The organism is Microbulbifer agarilyticus S89, from assembly GCF_000220505.1.
Taxonomy (GTDB): Bacteria; Pseudomonadota; Gammaproteobacteria; order Pseudomonadales; family Cellvibrionaceae; genus Microbulbifer; species Microbulbifer agarilyticus_B.
The window spans coordinates 44122-62141 of record NZ_AFPJ01000007.1; the positions used below are offsets into that span (position 1 = coordinate 44122).

Consider the following 18020-nt stretch of genomic DNA (forward strand, 5'->3'; position numbering starts at 1 on the left):
GCTACAGCAGCGCGGTAGTAGTGGGACGCATGTACCACTCATCAGCCAAGCACCGCTATCACTCTTCCAAGCAAGAAGAATGGGCTGGAACCACGGGCTCCAAAATGGCGTGCGGCCGCTAGCTTAGGTAGCCCACACACCCGGCTGGTTAATCCAGCATATCTTCCGTTTCTTTCTCGCGAACAGGCTGTGCCTGCGGCGCTGGTGCGGCGGTTTCCGCCGGGCGAGGCGCATCGGCAGCACTAATGTTGGCCGCGTGGTAGCCCTTATCACCCTGGATAATATCGAACTGTACCTGCTGACCCGCCTTCAGGGTTCGGTAACCCTCCATTTGAATGGCCGAGTAATGTGCGAACAGGTCCTCTCCACCTTCATCAGCAAGAATGAATCCATATCCCTTGGCATTATTGAACCACTTAACGGTACCGGTAGGCATGGCGAAATCCCTCTAAATTGCCGGGGCGACTGCTGGCCGCCTAAATATGTTGTCTTTATTGTTATCGCGCTTCATGCGCTTGCTTTAAAGCACAATTGCATCCGCTATTGTACGTGTGCCTAATTAACCACTTGGCGCGGTTACTACCTCTTGTAGCCAACCGCTCCGGTCTTGTCAAGCGAATATCCCCCACGACACTGTGTGCTCAGCCGTTTGGGGTTACAATGCTCGCTAACTGACTTACACAAAATGACTGGCCATCGAATAATCGTTCCGGCTATTTTTCGATTAGACAAAAGCAGCGTCACGACTGTGAACTGATTCTTTAAGATTGATTGACTGACACTATGGGAAATTCGCAAATCATTAAACTACACTCGGATCAAGGTGCGGATGATGACTACTATCATTTCCACGAAGGGCAGGGGGACACGGCGCTGGCGGAGGCCCGTCCGCGGCTAAAACGCCCGCCGATGTACAAGGTGGTCATGCTCAATGACGACTACACCCCGATGGAATTTGTCGTGGAAGCACTTGAGTTGTTTTTCTATGTCAACCGCGAGCGCGCCACTCAACTGATGTTGCAGGTTCACACCAAGGGAAAAGCCATCTGTGGTGTCTATACTCGAGATATTGCGGAAACAAAGGCCGCGCAGGTAAATCAGTTTGCCCGCGACAATGAACATCCGCTTTTGTGTGAAATCGAAGCTGACGAAGACGACGAACAGGGCGAGGAGGGTTGATCCAACACAATCGGCGCCAGGCTTGCCTGGTAGGACTTTCCAGCCGGGTTTGCCGGCAACGCATTAGGAATGCCGGGTGTACTCAGTGACAATCCGGACGACATTGGCCAGTAAGGTTTTGAGGTTTAGATGCTCAGCAAGGATTTAGAGGTAACGCTCAATCTAGCGTTCAAAGGTGCACGGGCGAAACGCCACGAGTTTATGACCGTTGAGCACCTGCTGTTGGCGCTGCTGGACAATGAATCCGCGGCGGATGTCCTGCATGCATGTGGCGCAGACCTCAGTGCTCTGCGCAGAGAACTGTTGGAGTTTGTCGATTCCACCACGCCACTCATTCCAGAGAACGATACCGACCGCGAGACCCAGCCCACGCTCGGCTTCCAGCGCGTATTGCAGCGCGCGGTTTTCCATGTGCAGTCCTCCGGCAAGAAAGAAGTAACCGGTGCAAACGTACTCGTTGCGATTTTCTGCGAGCAGGAAAGCCAGGCCGTGTACTACCTGAAGCAGCAGAGTGTCGCCCGCATTGATGTGGTGAACTACATCACCCATGGCATTTCCCGTGTGAGCTCCGGCGGCAACGGTACCCACAGTAATCCCGATCCATCGCCAGAGCAGGTGGATGAAGAGCTCGGCACTACCGCCGAGCCGGGCGGCTCCGACCCGCTCGAGAGCTATGCCACCAATTTAAACCAGGAAGCCATTCTCGGGCGTATTGACCCTCTGGTTGGCCGCGCGCCCGAAGTAGAGCGAGTTACCCAAGTACTCGCGCGCCGCCGCAAGAACAACCCGCTGCTGGTTGGCGAGTCCGGTGTCGGCAAGACCGCCATCGCCGAGGGCCTGGCACGCCGCATCGTCGACGGGGAAGTGCCGGAACCGCTACAGGAAAGCACCATCTACTCCCTGGATCTCGGCTCACTGCTCGCGGGCACAAAATACCGCGGGGATTTTGAAAAACGCTTCAAGGCCTTGCTGGCGGAACTGAAGAAACGTGAGCATGCCGTACTGTTCATCGACGAAATCCATACGATTATCGGTGCGGGTGCCGCCTCCGGTGGCGTCATGGATGCGTCAAACCTGCTGAAACCTCTACTTTCCAGTGGCCAGCTGCGCTGCATTGGCTCCACCACGTTTAACGAGTACCGCGGCATCTTTGAAAAAGACCGTGCACTGTCCCGCCGCTTCCAGAAGATCGATGTGCACGAGCCATCGGTGGAAGAGACCGTGCAGATTCTGCAGGGCCTGAAGTCTTGCTTTGAAGATCACCACAAGGTGCGCTTTACCGATTCAGCGCTCGAGGCAGCGGCACAACTGGCCAACCGCCATATCACCGAGCGTTTCCTGCCGGACAAAGCCATCGATGTGATCGATGAGGCCGGCGCCTACCAGGCATTACTGCCAGCGGAGCAGCGCACCGATACCATCTCCGTCACCGAAATTGAAAATGTCGTTGCCAAAATGGCACGCATACCGGCGAAGAGTGTTTCCGCTTCGGACAAAGCGGCACTGGCCAAGCTTGATGAAAATCTGAAGATGGTGGTGTTCGGGCAGGACCTGGCGATTGAAGCCCTCAGCACTTCGATCAAGCTGGCTCGCGCCGGCCTGGGTGCTGAAGAAAAACCCATTGGCTCCTTCCTGTTTGCCGGCCCCACCGGTGTGGGTAAAACGGAATTGTGTCGCCAGCTTGCACAGGTAATGGGTATCGAGCTGATTCGCTTCGATATGTCCGAGTACATGGAGCGCCACACGGTGTCGCGCCTGATCGGCGCACCTCCCGGCTACGTGGGTTTTGACCAGGGCGGCCTGCTGACCGACGCGGTGACCAAGCACCCCCATAGCGTGGTCCTGCTCGACGAGATTGAGAAGGCGCACCCGGAAGTGTTCAACCTGCTGCTGCAGGTGATGGACCACGGCACGCTCACCGACAACAACGGCCGCAAAGCCGATTTCCGCAATGTCATCCTGATCATGACCACCAATGCCGGCGCTGAGCTGATGAGCCGTCGCTCGATCGGCTTTGCTAATCAGGATCACAGCACAGACGGCATGGAGGAGATCAAGAAGATGTTCACTCCAGAATTCCGCAACCGCCTCGACAGCATCATCCAGTTTGGCGCGCTCGATGTGGATGTGGTCAAAACCGTCGTGGACAAGTTTGTTGTGGAATTGCAGGCTCAGCTGGACGAGTCGCGGGTCACCCTCGAAGTGGATGACGAAGCGCGTGAATGGCTTGCCCGCAACGGCTATGACGAGAAAATGGGCGCACGCCCGATGGCGCGGCTCATTCGCGAGAAACTGCGCAAACCATTGGCGGAAGCCGTACTGTTTGGGGATCTGTCAGATGAGGGCGGTAAGGTGGAAGTCACCGTCGAGGACGATCAACTCAAAATCAATACGGCCATACCAGCACTGCATTGATCGCGACCCCAGAACCAAAAAAGCCACCGCTTGCGGTGGCTTTTTTATTGCGCGTGCAATACCGGTGTATTGCCGGCGAGCAATTAGCGGGCGCGGTAGGTAATGCGGCCTTTGCTCAGGTCATAAGGAGTCAGCTCTACCTTGACCTTGTCGCCAGTCAGAATGCGGATGTAGTTTTTGCGCATTTTTCCGGAGATGTGCGCGATCACCACATGTCCGTTTTCCAGTTTCACGCGGAAGGTGGTGTTAGGCAGGGTGTCGATCACCTCGCCTTCCATTTCAATGTAATCGTCTTTTGCCATGCGGCAGCAACCCTTGATTGATTTGTACTAGCTATTCCGCCAGGTAATGTAAATTCCAGACTCCGACAGGCACTTTCGTGTAACCGTCATGGATACTGTAGCTGGAGCCGGCGGTACGACGGGCGTGCATTTTGCACGAAAAGTGTCTGCAGGCCAAGTAAAACCGGGAATTGATACCCGGCCCATTGCAGCAGGGGAAGAGTAGGGCGATGCCCCCTCATTCCGACTTGAGCGTCCAGCGACCGTCGGTCAAATATTCCAGTGGCTGAAACTGATTTTTATAGGCCATTTTGGCGCATTGGCGAATCCAATACCCCAGATACAGGCTCGGCAAGCCCAGGCGGCGCGTCCACTCGATCTGGTACAGGATCGCGTAGGTGCCCAGGCTGCGCTTGATTTCATCGGGGTCATAAAAGGTGTAGATGGCAGAAACTCCACCACTCAATACATCGGTCACCGCCGTCGCCACCAGCCGGTCACGGGCCCGAAACTCCAGGTAACGGGTACTGCCCCAGGCGTTGTTCAGGAAGCTGCGGAACTGCTCGCGACTCGGCGGGTACATCTCGCCATCGCGGTGGCGCGCCTCGATGTAGCGCGCATACATCGCGTACTGCTCATCGGTATCGATATCCTGACGATGGAATACATCCAGATCCTTGTTCCTGCGCCAACAGCGCCGCTGGTTGCGATTGGGAACGAAGAGCTCAACCGGCACACGCGCCGGCACACAGGCGCGACAAGTTGCGCACTGGGGCCGATACAGATAATTACCGCTGCGGCGGAAACCCAACTCGGAGAGTCGGCTGTACAGTCGGGAATCAATGGGGGTCTGCGGATCCACAAACACCGTTGTCGCCTCGCGATCCTCCAGGTAACCGCAGGGGTGCGGCAGTGTTGCCAGCAGGCGCACGGAATCGAGCTGCGAGAACTGGCTCACGGGCGGTGGACCCTGCGGGCAGTCCTAGTGCGGGAACCGTTTATCACTGGCTTGCGGGCTCCTTGTGGGATCAGACAACTGAGGGATTGAACCGGAAAGTCAACATTCACCATTACGTAGCGGCGAGCGCAACGCGTGTAAACCGGAGGGTAATTTGCGGTCGCGCAAAACTCAAACTTGTCGAACCGAACATATCTTAGGGCGGCAGCGCGACTTAGCGGTTCTCATCAAACAGATCGGCATCCGGTGCCGCCGGCCAGGGGGTGGGGAAGGGTGGCTGTGAGACTCCTCTGGCCAGCCGCACCTCAAACACCGCGCGGGAGAATTCCTGCGCACCGAGGCTTTCAAGGTGTGGGTTGGTGACCTGGCAATCAATGAGTTCACACCCCCAGCGTGCGAGCTGTCGCACCAGATGGGCGAAAGCCACCTTGGATGCACCCGTTGCACGATGAAACATCGACTCACCGAAGAATACCCGCCCTACGCTCAGGCCGTAGAGGCCGCCGACCAGCTCACCATCGAGCCAGACCTCTACGGAATGCGCATGCCCCTGCTGATGCATCTCCACATAGGCGTCGTGCATTTCATCGGTAATCCAGGTGCCTTCGCCATCTGCTCTGGGCGCGGCACAACCCCGCATTACGGCCTCGAAAGCCTGATCGAAGGTCACCGTGAAGCGCTGCTTGCGAATCAACTTGCGCAAACTCCGGCTAAACGACAGCGATTGCGGGCTCACCACACAGCGCGGGGAGGGCGACCACCAGAGAATGGGCTGGTCATCTGAGAACCAGGGAAAGATACCCTTGCGGTAGGCGGCTAGCAGCCAGTCGGCCGTCAAATCCCCACCGACGGCCAACAGACCATTGGGGTCAGACAATGCATGTGACGTATCTGGAAACGCCACCCGATCCGGGTCCAGTAGGGTGAGGATGTCATCCATAACTTCGGGTACTGCTGTGCCTTGTGATGGCGTGAATTTATAACCGACAAATATAACCGACAAAAAAGGCGGCCTAAGCCGCCTTCCGAACCTCAGCCTATAAACCAGGCCATGGATTTATTGCGCGTCGAGATAGCGCTCAGCATCCAGCGCGGCCATACAGCCGGTTCCGGCAGAGGTGACTGCCTGGCGGTAAATGTGGTCTGACACATCGCCCGCAGCGAACACACCTGGAACAGAAGCCTGGGTGGCGTTACCGTGCAGGCCACTCTCAACAATGATGTAGCCGCCATTCATTTCCAGCTGGCCTTCGAAGATGCCGGTGTTGGGCTTGTGGCCGATGGCGATAAATACACCAGATGCGTCCAGCTCCTTGGTGGAGCCATCCTGCGCATTCTTGAGGCGAACCCCAGTCACACCGTTATCGTCACCCAATACTTCATCCAGGGTGTGATGCCAGCACAGGTTGATATTGCCGTTCTCCGCCTTGTCCATCAGGCGATCCTGCAGAATCTTTTCGGCACGCAGCTCGTCGCGGCGATGGACCAGGGTCACTTCGGCAGCGATATTCGACAGATACAGCGCTTCTTCAACCGCAGTGTTACCACCGCCCACCACGATCACTTTTTGGTCGCGGTAGAAGAAACCATCACAGGTCGCGCAGGCACTCACGCCACGGCCCTGGAACGCCTCTTCAGACGGCAGGCCAAGATATTGGGCCGATGCACCCGTAGCAATAATCAACGCATCACAGGTATAGGTTTCATTGCCCTTGAGGGTGAAGGGGCGCTGTTTCAGGTCCACTTCTTCGATGTGATCGAAGATGATGTTGGTATCAAAACGCTCAGCGTGCTGCTGCATCTGCACCATCAGGTCGGGCCCTTGCAGGTCGTGCACACCGCCCGGCCAGTTCTCCACTTCGGTCGTGGTGGTCAGCTGACCACCCTGTTGCATACCGGTGATCACTACCGGCTTCAGGTTGGCACGGGCGGCGTAGATGGCCGCGGTATATCCCGCCGGTCCGGAACCGAGAATGATCAGGCGATGATGATTGCTCATATCAGAACTCACAGTACTTCAGCTTTCAGAAATTTGATTTATTGGATCTGCCACCCTGTGCGAACTCGCTCCGAGACTCACGGGCGCGAAACACCAGCAAACTGGCCGGCAGGAGAACAAGGGTGGCCGGGTAGGGGAGTCGACGCATGGTGTAGCTCCCCAATTTCGCGGGCAATGATAGGTGATGACACCACAGCTACCAAATAGTTTGGCCTTATTTATTTCATTGCCGGACTTTATAGGATGACCATATCGACAGGGCCGAGCGATAGGCAGGGCATCTGGCGCAAAAATCTTTTTTATTGTTAGGTCTGCGTGAGGTTTGTCGCGTAACTCTTTGAATATATTGGTAAAATTGCCAGTTAATGTAATCTGTGAAGTCCCGCCACGGTAGCATTTAGCAGGCGGCTGTAGTACACAGACTCCCATACCGAATAAAGGACACACAGTGCGTGGGTCTTTTAATAAGAACATGATGACCGAGGTGGCCATTGAAGGCTGAGAGTGAAACAGATTCCGGGGCGGCCATTCCCGAATCCCTAATTGCCCGTATTGTCCGCGAAGGCGCCCTGATTGGACTCCTCGCCGGTGCCTTGCTGGTCGGCATCAGCCTACTCAGTTACAGCGCTCAGGACCCGGGCTGGTCGCATACCGGCACTGGTGGCGATATCCAAAACGCCATTGGCCCAACCGGTGCCTGGCTGGCGGACGTCTGCCTGTCCCTGCTGGGCTGGATGGCGTATCTGTTCCCGATACTGATCGGCTGGCGCGCCTATCGCATCTTGCGCGACAAGAACGCGCGCTTCCACGGGCCACTATTCGCCCTGCGCGTCGCGGGCCTGCTGGTGCTGCTGGTCGCCGGCGCTGCCATATCTACCCTGTGCTTCAGCGAGGCCGAGCAACCGATGCCGTTCTCGAACGGCGGTATCATTGGTGCCGCGGTCTCTACATTTATGGAAACCGGCCTTGGCTACGTGGGCGCAACCATCCTGCTGCTGGCCCTGTTTGCCATTGGCGTGACGGTGTTTACCGGCATGTCCTGGCTGCAACTGCTGGAAGACATCGGCCGCAGTGTACTGTTCGTCCTCAGCTGGATCGGCACCCGTCTGGCGCGGGCGCGCAAAGCGCGTGAAGAGCAACGTGTCGCGCGCGAAGCGATTGTCGTGCGCAAGGCTGCCGTCGAAGAAGAGAAGCAGCGCACCGCCAAGCGCCAGGCCCCCAAGATTGCCGCCGTCGCACCGCCACCCAAGCAGAGCCCGCGCGCGGCCAAGGAAAAACAGGGCGAGCTGTTTAAAGGCCCCGTCACCGGTTCGTTACCCGCACTCTCCCTGCTGGACCCGGCAGAAACCAACAAGAAGGCGGGGTTCAGCCGCGAGGCACTCGAGGCACTTTCCCGACTACTCGAGCTCAAGCTCAAAGACTTTGGGGTCGTCGCAGAGGTCGTTTCGGTATTGCCGGGCCCCGTTGTGACCCGCTTTGAAATTCAGCCGGCGCCCGGTGTAAAAGTCAGCCGCATTACCAATCTGGCCAAGGACCTTGCGCGCTCACTGGCGGTCATCAGTGTGCGTGTGGTGGAAGTGATCCCCGGCAAATCCGTCGTCGGTATCGAGATTCCCAATGAAAATCGCCAGATGGTGCGCCTGACAGAAGTACTCGGCGCAGAGGTGTACGAAAAATCCAGCTCGGCGCTGACCCTGGCGCTGGGACACGATATCGCCGGCCAACCGGTGGTCGCAGACCTCGCCAAGATGCCGCACCTGCTGGTTGCCGGTACCACAGGTTCCGGTAAATCCGTCGGCATCAACGTCATGCTGCTCAGCCTGCTGTACAAGTCCACTCCGGATGAAGTACGTCTTATCCTGGTAGACCCGAAAATGCTGGAGCTCTCGGTGTACGAGGGGATTCCACACCTGCTGACCCCGGTGATCACCGACATGAATGACGCCGCCAACGGCTTGCGCTGGTGCGTCGGCGAAATGGAACGCCGCTACAAGCTGATGGCTGCCATGGGCGTGCGTAACCTGGCGGGGTTCAACCGCAAGGTGAAAGAGGCCATCGCCAATGGTGAGCCGCTGGTAGACCCGATCTGGCAGCCCGACCCCATGTCCAGTGTGCCCGAAGCAGAACAGACCGCGCCGCACCTCAAGCCATTGCCGGCCATCGTGGTGGTGATCGACGAATTCGCCGACATGATGATGATTGTGGGCAAGAAGGTGGAACAGCTGATCGCACGGATCGCACAGAAAGCGCGTGCCGCGGGCATCCACCTGTTGCTTGCCACCCAGCGGCCGTCCGTGGATGTCATCACCGGCCTGATCAAGGCCAACGTGCCCACCCGTATGGCCTTCCAGGTCTCCTCCAAAGTCGACTCGCGCACCATTTTGGACCAGGGGGGTGCGGAACAGCTACTCGGCCACGGTGACATGTTATACCTGCCGCCGGGTACCGCAGTGCCCATAAGGGTGCACGGGGCCTTTGTTGATGACCATGAGGTGCACCAAGTTGTGGCAGACTGGTCACGCCGCGGCGAACCGGAATACATCGATGGCATTGTCGATGACTCCAACAACAGCATTCCTGTACCCGGTATGACGACGGAGGGGGGCGAGGACGACCCCGAGACCGACGCCCTGTACGATGAAGCGGTTGCTTTTGTGACCAAATCCCGAAAGGCCTCCATTTCCTCGGTACAGCGGCAACTGCGCATCGGCTACAATCGCGCGGCGCGCATGATTGAGGCCATGGAGGCCGCCGGAGTGGTATCGGCACAACAGGCGAACGGCAACCGCGAAGTTCTGGCACCACCACCCGCGTAACAGGGTTTATCCTCCCGGTTCAGGACTGGTTCACGTGCCAGAGACTAGGCTTTAGGGACAGATTCGCAAATTGGAACGCAGCTACTTCGGGAGCCCATCTATGAAACGTACACTGAGCGCCTTGTTGATCGCACTGGGCTTTGCCTTTGGCAGCAACGCATCAATCGCTGATGCGAGTGATGAACTGAGCCGGTTGCTACAGCCCCTGGGCGCCATCTCCGGCAATTTTCGGCAGACACTGAAAGACCAGAAGGGCAAAACCCTGCAAAAAAGCAGCGGCAACTTCTCGGTGCAGCGCCCTGGGCGCCTGCGCTGGCAAACCGGTGAGCCGTTCCCGCAGCTGCTGGTTACCAACAACAAAAAGCTGTGGCTGTACGATCCCGACCTGGAACAGGTGACCATTCGCCCAGTGGACAAGCGCATGAAGGAAACCCCCGCGCTGTTGCTCGGTGGCAAGGTCGAGGAGATCCGCGGATCATTTAACGTGCAAAACAAAAAGGGGGCTTATTACCTGACACCGAAGCGTGCCGGTGCCCCCTTCAAGTCTATGGTGATCCGCTTCGACAAGAGGGGCCTGCCCTCCGCGATGACCGTGCGCGATGGCATGGGGCAAACCACCGATATCAAGTTCAACGGTTTGCAAGCCAACCCCTCGCTGTCCTCAAGCATTTTCAACTTCAAGCCACCAAAGGGCACCGACATTATCCGCGATGAATGACTTATTCCGGTCGCCGCGCCGGCATCAGCCTCTGGCCGCCCGCATGCGGCCTACCACCCTGGCCCACTATGTGGGCCAGTCGCATTTATTGGGGCAGGGGAAACCCTTGCGCGAGGCTGTTGAGCGCGGTCAGCTGCACTCCATGGTCCTGTGGGGCCCACCCGGCGTCGGCAAAACGACCTTCGCCCGCCTGCTCGCGCAAGAGTGCGACGCGCGCTTCGCGACCCTTTCGGCCGTATTGGCCGGGGTTAAGGAGATCCGCCAGGCGGTTGCCGAGGCCGAGCAGCATGCAGCGCAGAGTGGCCGCGGTACCATCCTGTTTGTGGATGAGGTGCACCGCTTCAACAAATCGCAACAGGACGCATTCCTGCCTTACGTGGAAGAGGGCACCGTCACCTTTGTGGGTGCCACCACGGAAAATCCCGCGTTTGAACTCAACAACGCACTCTTGTCACGGTGCCGGGTGTACCTGCTGCGCAGCCTCAGCCAACAGGAGCTTGCTGGCCTGTTGCGACGCGCATTGGCAGAAGACGAAGAGCTGCAGCAGCGCAATATTGCGATTAGTGATGCGGTGCTCGACAAGATCACCCTGAGTGCCGATGGCGATGCGCGCAGCGCATTAAACCTGCTGGAAATTGCCTGCGATCTATCGCGCGAAGAAGACGGCAAACAGGTCATCGACGAAGAGGTGCTGGCCGAGGTGCTCACGGCAGACGTGCGGCGCTTTGATAAGGGTGGCGACTTCTTCTACGACCAGATCTCGGCCCTGCACAAGGCGGTACGCGGTTCCGACCCGGACGCCGCGCTGTACTGGTTTGCACGCATGATCGACGGAGGCTGTGACCCCTTGTACGTGGCACGGCGGGCCGTACGCATGGCCAGCGAAGACATTGGCAATGCAGATCCGCGCGCACTGGAAATTGCGCTCAACGCATGGGACGTGCAAGAGCGGCTGGGAAGCCCGGAAGGGGAACTGGCCATCGCCCAGGCCATCGTCTACCTGGCCATCGCCGCCAAGAGCAATGCCGTCTACAGCGCGTACAAGCGTGTGCTGGCGGACATTCGCCGCGAGCCGAGTCACGAAGTGCCGGTCCACCTGCGCAACGCCCCCACCAAGCTGGCCAAGGAAATGGCCCACGGCGCAGACTACCGCTATGCCCACGACGAACCAGACGGCTTCGCTGCAGGGGAAAACTATTTCCCGGAAGCCATTACCGGGCGTCGCTACTATGAGCCGGTCCCGCGGGGCATGGAGCTCAAAATCCAGGAAAAGCTGCAGAAACTGCGCGCGCTCAACCAAAAAAGCCCGCGTCAACGATACCCACAGCCGGAAAAGCGTTAAAATCCGCCGCCGACTGCCATCGCCGCAGGAGCGACCGGGAACACGGGTACAGGGTGTAACAGGACAGCCCAGCAACAAGGATTGATATAACCATGCAGTGGATAGCAATTGCTCTAGGCGGCGCAGTGGGCGCCATATTGCGCCACCTTGTGGGCGTTTGGGCCTTCCCGGTGTTCGAGCACCGCTTCCCGCTGGGCACTCTGATTGTCAACGTGGTTGGCTCCCTGCTGATCGGCATTGCCTACGTTTTAATCATCGAGCGCGGCATGCTTGGACACGAGTGGCGGCTGCTGATCATGACCGGGCTATTTGGTGCCCTCACAACCTTCTCGACCTTCTCGCTGGAAACTGTGCTGTTGTGGCACAATGGCCAGCCTTTAACGGCGCTGGCCTATGTCGTGGTCAGCCTTCTGGTGTGCCTCGCTGCAACCGCAGCGGCGATCACACTGGGAATGAAATATCTGTAACGCGGTAATCAAATTATCATGCTCGACCCAAAACTGATTCGTACCCAACTCGACGACGTAGCTGCGGCGCTGGCGAAGCGCGGTGTGCAACTGGATACAGCCAAGCTGGAACAACTGGAAGAACAGCGCAAAGAATTGCAGGTGCGCACCGAGTCCCTGCAAAACGAGCGCAACAGTAAATCCAAGAACATTGGCCGGGCGAAGGCGGCCGGTGAAGATATCGCGCCGCTGCTGAAGGAAGTGGAATCCCTGGGTGGACAGTTGACCGAAGCCAAGCAGGCACTGAGCGAGCTGCAACAAGAGCTCGACGATATCCTGCTGGCGATCCCCAATCTGCCGGACGCCTCTGTGCCAGAGGGCAAAGACGAAGATGACAACGTCGAAGTAGCCAAGTGGGGCGAACCGCGCGCATTTGATTTCGACGTTCGCGATCACGTAGACCTGGGCAGCAATCTCGGTGGCCTCGACTTCGAGGTAGCCAGCAAGATCACCGGCTCCCGTTTTGCCGTTATGCGCGGCGAAGTAGCAAAACTGCATCGCGCTTTGGCACAGTTCATGCTTGACCTGCATGTAGAAGAGCACGGCTATACAGAAGCCAATGTGCCGGTGATAGTAAATAGCGATTCCCTGTACGGAACTTCCCAGCTGCCCAAGTTTGCGGAAGATCTGTTCAAACTGGAGGACGAGCGTAGTTTCTACCTCATCCCAACCGCAGAAGTACCGCTGACCAACTTGTACCGCGATGAGATCGTCGACGCCGACCAGTTGCCGCACAAGTACGTCAGTCACACCAACTGCTTTCGCTCCGAAGCCGGCTCCCACGGGCGCGACACCCGCGGCATGATCAGGCAGCACCAGTTCGAAAAAGTAGAACTGGTTTGCTTCGCTCGCCCAGATCAGTCCATGGATGCGCTCGAACAGCTCACCAGTCATGCAGAAGCAGTTCTGCAGAAACTGAATCTGCCATACCGCAAAGTAGTGCTGTGTGGTGGCGATATGGGTTTCGGTGCAACCAAAACCTATGACCTGGAAGTGTGGATTCCGTCTCAGGATAAGTACCGGGAAATCTCTTCCTGCTCCCTGATGGGCGACTTCCAGGCCCGGCGTATGAAGGCACGCTGGCGCAACCCGGAAACGGGCAAGCCAGAACTGCTGCACACCCTGAATGGATCCGGGCTGGCAGTAGGCCGCACGCTGATCGCGGTACTGGAAAACTACCAACAGGCCGATGGTAGTATCGAGGTGCCGGAAGTACTGCGCCCATACATGCGGGGCGCAACCAAGATCGGCTAAGCAGTATGGATAAAGACCTTGCGTTACCTGCCTCTCGCTTTTGATTTGAAAAACCGCCCCTGTCTCATTGTCGGGGGCGGCGCCATTGCCACGCGCAAAGCGCGGTTACTCAGTAAAGCGGAGACACGCCTGCTCGTGGTGGCTCCGGACATCACCGATGAGCTACGGCAGCTGGTCCTGGCCAGTAGCGGCGAGTACATCGTCGGCACGTACCGCGAGGAACTGCTCAACCACGCCGAGATGGTGGTCGCAGCCACCGCCGATGCCGAGGTAAATGCGCAGGTATCACGTGATGCCCGCGCACGCCGCCTGCCAGTGAATGTCGTCGACTCGCCCGAGCACTGCACCTTTACCTTCCCCTCTATCGTCGAGCGCGGCCCACTTGCGATCGGTATTTCCAGTGGCGGGTCCGCGCCCGTGCTTACGCGCATGCTACGCGCGCAGATTGAAACCCTGTTGTCACCGGGGCTCGGGCTCCTGGCCGAGCTTGCTGGCCGCCTGCGCGACAATGTGAAAGCCGCGCTACCAGAGCCGCAACGCAAAGATTTCTGGCACTGGGTGTTTAATGGGCCCGTCGTGGGGCAGATCGAGCGCGGCCACAAGGCAGAAGCGGAACAGACGATCCTCGAAGAACTACAGCACTGGGAAGCAAAACCCGCGCCGAGCGGCGAGGTCTACCTGGTTGGAGGCGGGCCCGGCGACCCGGATCTCCTTACTTTCCGCGCCCTGCGCTTGATGCAACAGGCCGACGTTGTGCTATACGACCGACTGGTCTCCACCGAAGTACTGGAATTGGTGCGGCGGGATGCCGAACGCATCTACGTGGGCAAGATGAAACAGTTTCACTCGGTGCCCCAAGACGATATCAACCAGCTGCTTGTCGATCTGGCAAAAGAGGGCAAAAAGGTCCTGCGACTCAAAGGTGGAGACCCCTTCGTGTTCGGGCGCGGCGGCGAAGAAATCGACAAACTTGCAGAAGCAGGGGTGCCGTTTCAGGTTGTGCCGGGCATTACCGCCGCCATTGGCTGCTCCGCCTATTCGGGCATTCCGCTGACACATCGGGACCATGCCCAGTCCGTGCGCTTTATTACCGGCCATTTGAAGCAGGGCGACCTGGTATTGCCCTGGGATGAGCTGATCGCCAAAAGCCAAACCCTGGTGTTTTACATGGGCCTGACCGGCCTACCAACCATCTCGGAGAAACTCATCGCGCACGGGATGGCCGCAGACACGCCCGCGGCACTGGTGGAAAAGGGCACCACCCGGGACCAACGCGTCATTGTAGGCACCATTGGCACGCTGCCCCAGCTGGCGGTGGAGCACGAGGTTGGCGCGCCCGCGCTCACCATCATCGGTGGCGTGGTGACTTTGCGGGAAAGCCTTGGCTGGTACCAGTAATCGAAGGGCGCCTGGTAAACACTGGTTGAGCACTGGGTAACCGCCGGAGAGAAACTGAAAAAGCCGCGGGGCATGCGAGGCATCCACTCCACCACCCACGCCACCACCCACCAACAAACGTCTATCTATACTCAAAGAGACGTTTGCCAATGGTGGTTCTATGTTGTGGATGCTGCTGCGTTTTTATTGCACTCTTCTGGTGCGAAGCTTTTTACCCAGGGAGAGCGAAATTGCCCTGCCTGACGAAAGCGACAGCCACCTGCGGCGCTATTCCCGTTCCTATCAGATCAAGCGCAACTGGGTGAAAAACATCTGGATTGGCGCATCATTACTGATGATCTGCTTCCCGCTACTACCTTTTGTGCTTGGGCTGAGCCTGTTTACATCCTTCCTTTCGTTCGCAATTCTCGACGAGACGGCCTAGCGAAGAGGCGCCCACCAATAAATAACCCCGCGGTGAAAAGCACTGCGGGGTTTTGTCGATGCGATTACTGCAAGGTGAGCGTGTAGACCGCCGATTTTTCCGTAAAGCCAGAGGGGTTTCCTTCCACCCAATCCCGATGGCCATTGCCGAAGAAAGGTGACAGCGGGTGTGCGCTTTGGCCGGTTGCCATATGAAAAATACCGCGCTCCTCGTGCCCCGGAGCGACAACCAAACGTTCCGACGCGCCCTTGGTGGAGGACTGGAAGCGCGGCATATGCGAGTCTCCCGGCAGCGGATCTTCCGGCATTGCCGTAAACCAATTAACCGCCGGCACTGCGCGCCCCAGCGGATGTCGTATTATTGCGGTGTTCTGTACGCCCCAGGTCTGCTCCGCCAGTGGCAAGCCATCTTCGGCCATTTTCTCCAGTGCCGAATCCAGCGCAGCGAACTTTAGCGCGCGCCAGCTTGGGTACTCCGGGTTGAGAAGATGCGCAGGTTCGTTCGCAAGCATCTCCCATGCTGGGTATTCCATCTGCCGGTTGACACGATTGAACTCAAACCCCTCATCGAAACGGCGCATAAAGGTCAGCACCGGCGCGGTCGTCAGATCGATAAACCGCAAACGAAAGTTGCGCACGATGCGATAACCTACGGAGTCGGCACTGGCACGGGCACCCCAGTTTTCCACCTGCGCAAGCACTTCCGCATAATCCGGCTCAGATGCCAATAGCGATGCAAGATGTTCCTGCCAGCGCGCCAGGAATATCGCGCGATCGTCCAGCTGAAGATCCAGCAAATCCTGCTCGGTAAATGTGTCTTTGGCAAAAAGGCCATCGCGAATTTGCTGCTGGCGCGCCCCCAGCGCGTAGCCGCCATCACCCATTACGCGAAGAAATTCACCATCCATGGTGCGCGAGTTCGCGGTCCAAATACGATGCGAAGGGGGGTTATAGACTTGCGGCTGCTCATCCAGTGACAGGTAACCGTCCCAATAGGCACTCCCATCCGCCCAGCTTACCGAGCGGCTGCCATCCAGACCCACGCGGCGGGGGATAGGCCCCGCCACCGTCCAGCCGATGTTGCCCGCACTATCACCCAGAACAAAGTTCTGATGTGGGATACCAAGCTCCGGCGCAATGTCCATCGCACCACGGGTGGTACCAATCGTTTCCATCTCCAGCAGATTCATATTGGCCCCCCGCACATCGTGCGCCACCCAGCGATAGGCGAGCGGCTTGCCATTATGGTCTTCACCAATGACTGGGCCCCAGATGGTTTTCTGCACCTGCAGGGCTTCATCTGGTTTGCCTTTCACCGCAATCGCTTCGCTCTCGACGATAAACTCTTGCCAGCCATCGGGTGTGCGGTACTGGCGCTTATCAGCCGATAGCTCGAGCGGGATCAGGTCGCCCCAGTCGGCCGTGGTATTGGTAAAGCCCCACGCGACTTTACCGTTACTGCCCGCCACCAGAATCGGGCCACCGGGGAGGGTGGCACCGCGCATTGCAAAGTCGGTACCGGGAATATTCCAACCGGCGCGATACCAGATATTGGGTACCGTAATCGACAGGTGCATATCATCGGCAACAATGGCCGCACCGTGTTCGGTAAGTGCGCCACCCACTACCCAGTTGTTACTGCCGAAGATCATGTCTTCACTTTCCATGGCTGAATAAACCATGGGTTCATCATTTTCGATCAGCGCGGCAATATCGGTTTTTGGAAGTGCGAGGGGAGGGCGCGGATCGCCAATCAGGGGCGCATCCCAGACACCGCCGTCGGGAACAAAGAAGCCATACAGGTCGCCCGGCAGTAATTCGGCGAGTGCGTTATCACGCAACTCAAATTTGCCCGTGTGGCTCTGCAGCGTCATATACATACTGAAAATCGCCAGCAAACTGTCGGCGGGTGACCAGTCGCGTGGCTGCTGCCGCAGCAGGGTATATTCCCAAGGCGCAGCGCCCAGTTCGGCCAACCCGAAATTTACGCCCGCAGTGTACTGAGCCAGTATTTCTTTTTGTTGTGCCGGCATTGCCGCAACATTCCGCTCTGCGCGCGTGCGAAACTGATGCAGACGAATTTCCTTATCGTGATCCAGCGCTGCCGCGCCCACCAGCTCTGACAGTTCACCGGCAGAGTTGCGGCGCAGCAGATCCATCTGGAAAAAACGCTCTTGCGCATGCAGGAAGCCAAGCGCAAATGCCGAGTCCGCGCGATCTTCTGCCCGGATAAACGGAATACCCTGTGCGTCGCGCTGAATGCTCACCGGCGCAGAGAGTGCGCCGGTCTGCAGGCTTCCCTCCAATACCGGCAGACTTTGTCGCAGCCAGAGCCACGTTGCCGCCGCGAGCAATATCAGCAGGGCTGCCAGGGCAATTACGCCGCGGGTCAGGTGTCGAATCAGGCGCCGCTGGGGGCGGGGATTTGAGTGCGTCATCACAGGGTCTCTCGGGATCAACTTAAAATTGTTATTTTGGGACATCAGGCCAAATATGGTAAAACCGTACCAGTCACTTGGAGCCATCGCCATTGTCGCGTAGATGATCGAATTACGGTACCAGTATCGTAAGTGCAGTCACAAGTTCGGCTATTTTGAAGAATAATCCGCCACTTTGGCGCACCAGTTCACATTTTTCTGCCAAAATACTGACCGGTCACAAGAAAAAGGTCATCACAACCTTTTATTAGGACCGAGGTCCACGTAAGATGGCCCAACATAACTATCAATAA

At 57.9% G+C, this 18020-nt stretch carries 15 protein-coding genes; 9 read left to right on the forward strand and 6 right to left on the reverse strand.

Translation table 11 applies throughout. The annotated features are described in order from the left end of the window. Nucleotides 1-148: 148 nt before the first annotated feature. The gene (cspD, locus tag AS89_RS0101015; RefSeq protein WP_010130375.1) at nucleotides 149-436 is read right to left on the reverse strand and encodes a cold shock domain-containing protein CspD; all 288 of its coding nucleotides are present in this window, start codon (nucleotides 434-436) and stop codon (nucleotides 149-151) included. 347 nt (nucleotides 437-783) lie between these two features. On the opposite strand from cspD, the gene clpS reads away from it, so the two are divergent. Together clpS and clpA are read left to right on the forward strand one after the other, a co-directional pair. Beyond that, nucleotides 784-1179, forward strand: a complete 396-nt coding sequence (clpS, locus tag AS89_RS0101020; protein WP_010130376.1) for an ATP-dependent Clp protease adapter ClpS — start codon at nucleotides 784-786, stop codon at nucleotides 1177-1179. Nucleotides 1180-1308: 129 nt separating this feature from the next. Continuing rightward, on the forward strand, nucleotides 1309-3594 hold the full coding sequence (gene clpA, locus AS89_RS0101025; RefSeq protein WP_010130377.1) for an ATP-dependent Clp protease ATP-binding subunit ClpA: 2286 nt from the start codon (nucleotides 1309-1311) through the stop codon (nucleotides 3592-3594). A gap of 83 nt (nucleotides 3595-3677) precedes the next feature. Here clpA and infA read toward each other — a convergent pair whose 3' ends face one another. The 4 genes from infA to trxB form a co-directional block, all read right to left on the reverse strand. Further along, on the reverse strand, nucleotides 3678-3896 hold the full coding sequence (infA, locus tag AS89_RS0101030; RefSeq protein WP_010130378.1) for a translation initiation factor IF-1: 219 nt from the start codon (nucleotides 3894-3896) through the stop codon (nucleotides 3678-3680). A gap of 217 nt (nucleotides 3897-4113) precedes the next feature. Then, nucleotides 4114-4833: an arginyltransferase gene (locus tag AS89_RS0101035; protein WP_010130380.1), complete on the reverse strand. Its 720-nt coding sequence runs from the start codon at nucleotides 4831-4833 to the stop codon at nucleotides 4114-4116. Nucleotides 4834-5047: 214 nt separating this feature from the next. Continuing rightward, complete coding sequence (gene aat / locus AS89_RS0101040; protein WP_010130381.1) at nucleotides 5048-5773, reverse strand: leucyl/phenylalanyl-tRNA--protein transferase; 726 nt, start codon at nucleotides 5771-5773, stop codon at nucleotides 5048-5050. Nucleotides 5774-5890: 117 nt separating this feature from the next. Beyond that, nucleotides 5891-6832, reverse strand: coding sequence for a thioredoxin-disulfide reductase (gene trxB, locus AS89_RS0101045; RefSeq protein WP_010130382.1), 942 nt, complete (start codon nucleotides 6830-6832; stop codon nucleotides 5891-5893). Nucleotides 6833-7323: 491 nt separating this feature from the next. Here trxB and AS89_RS0101050 point away from each other — a divergent pair, with 491 nt between their 5' ends. The 7 genes from AS89_RS0101050 (at nucleotide 7324) to AS89_RS0101080 (ending at nucleotide 15290) form a co-directional block, all read left to right on the forward strand. Next, nucleotides 7324-9648, forward strand: a complete 2325-nt coding sequence (locus AS89_RS0101050; protein ID WP_010130383.1) for a DNA translocase FtsK — start codon at nucleotides 7324-7326, stop codon at nucleotides 9646-9648. Between the two features lie 100 nt (nucleotides 9649-9748). Continuing rightward, nucleotides 9749-10366, forward strand: a complete 618-nt coding sequence (gene lolA, locus AS89_RS0101055) for an outer membrane lipoprotein chaperone LolA (RefSeq protein WP_010130384.1) — start codon at nucleotides 9749-9751, stop codon at nucleotides 10364-10366. Next, nucleotides 10359-11708, forward strand: coding sequence for a replication-associated recombination protein A (locus AS89_RS0101060; protein ID WP_029249678.1), 1350 nt, complete (start codon nucleotides 10359-10361; stop codon nucleotides 11706-11708). Before lolA ends, AS89_RS0101060 begins: the two co-directional genes overlap by 8 nt. Before the next feature lie 92 nt (nucleotides 11709-11800). Then, nucleotides 11801-12175, forward strand: coding sequence for a fluoride efflux transporter CrcB (gene crcB, locus AS89_RS0101065; RefSeq protein ID WP_010130386.1), 375 nt, complete (start codon nucleotides 11801-11803; stop codon nucleotides 12173-12175). A gap of 18 nt (nucleotides 12176-12193) precedes the next feature. Further along, a complete protein-coding gene (gene serS, locus AS89_RS0101070; protein WP_010130387.1) occupies nucleotides 12194-13468 on the forward strand; it encodes a serine--tRNA ligase in 1275 nt (424 codons plus the stop codon). A gap of 18 nt (nucleotides 13469-13486) precedes the next feature. Then, complete coding sequence (cysG, locus tag AS89_RS0101075) at nucleotides 13487-14866, forward strand: siroheme synthase CysG (RefSeq protein ID WP_010130389.1); 1380 nt, start codon at nucleotides 13487-13489, stop codon at nucleotides 14864-14866. Between the two features lie 160 nt (nucleotides 14867-15026). Beyond that, on the forward strand, nucleotides 15027-15290 hold the full coding sequence (locus tag AS89_RS0101080) for a hypothetical protein (protein WP_010130390.1): 264 nt from the start codon (nucleotides 15027-15029) through the stop codon (nucleotides 15288-15290). Between the two features lie 64 nt (nucleotides 15291-15354). On the opposite strand, the gene AS89_RS0101085 is transcribed toward AS89_RS0101080, so the two are convergent. Beyond that, nucleotides 15355-17727 (reverse strand): penicillin acylase family protein, encoded by a 2373-nt coding sequence (locus AS89_RS0101085; RefSeq protein ID WP_100169216.1) that lies wholly within the window; start codon nucleotides 17725-17727, stop codon nucleotides 15355-15357. Between the last annotated feature and the right edge of the window lie 293 nt (nucleotides 17728-18020).

What these genes read in the sequence shown, in the direction of transcription:
- lolA (WP_010130384.1), top strand. Translation starts at nt 9,749, where the DNA reads ATGAAACGTACACTGAGCGCCTTGTTGATCGCACTGGGCTTTGCCTTT.
- trxB (WP_010130382.1), bottom strand. Translation starts at nt 6,832, where the DNA reads ATGAGCAATCATCATCGCCTGATCATTCTCGGTTCCGGACCGGCGGGA.
- AS89_RS0101060 (WP_029249678.1), top strand. Translation starts at nt 10,359, where the DNA reads ATGAATGACTTATTCCGGTCGCCGCGCCGGCATCAGCCTCTGGCCGCC.
- infA (WP_010130378.1), bottom strand. Translation starts at nt 3,896, where the DNA reads ATGGCAAAAGACGATTACATTGAAATGGAAGGCGAGGTGATCGACACC.
- AS89_RS0101085 (WP_100169216.1), bottom strand. Translation starts at nt 17,727, where the DNA reads ATGACGCACTCAAATCCCCGCCCCCAGCGGCGCCTGATTCGACACCTG.
- serS (WP_010130387.1), top strand. Translation starts at nt 12,194, where the DNA reads ATGCTCGACCCAAAACTGATTCGTACCCAACTCGACGACGTAGCTGCG.
- clpS (WP_010130376.1), top strand. Translation starts at nt 784, where the DNA reads ATGGGAAATTCGCAAATCATTAAACTACACTCGGATCAAGGTGCGGAT.
- cspD (WP_010130375.1), bottom strand. Translation starts at nt 436, where the DNA reads ATGCCTACCGGTACCGTTAAGTGGTTCAATAATGCCAAGGGATATGGA.
- crcB (WP_010130386.1), top strand. Translation starts at nt 11,801, where the DNA reads ATGCAGTGGATAGCAATTGCTCTAGGCGGCGCAGTGGGCGCCATATTG.
- clpA (WP_010130377.1), top strand. Translation starts at nt 1,309, where the DNA reads ATGCTCAGCAAGGATTTAGAGGTAACGCTCAATCTAGCGTTCAAAGGT.
- AS89_RS0101080 (WP_010130390.1), top strand. Translation starts at nt 15,027, where the DNA reads ATGTTGTGGATGCTGCTGCGTTTTTATTGCACTCTTCTGGTGCGAAGC.
- aat (WP_010130381.1), bottom strand. Translation starts at nt 5,773, where the DNA reads ATGGATGACATCCTCACCCTACTGGACCCGGATCGGGTGGCGTTTCCA.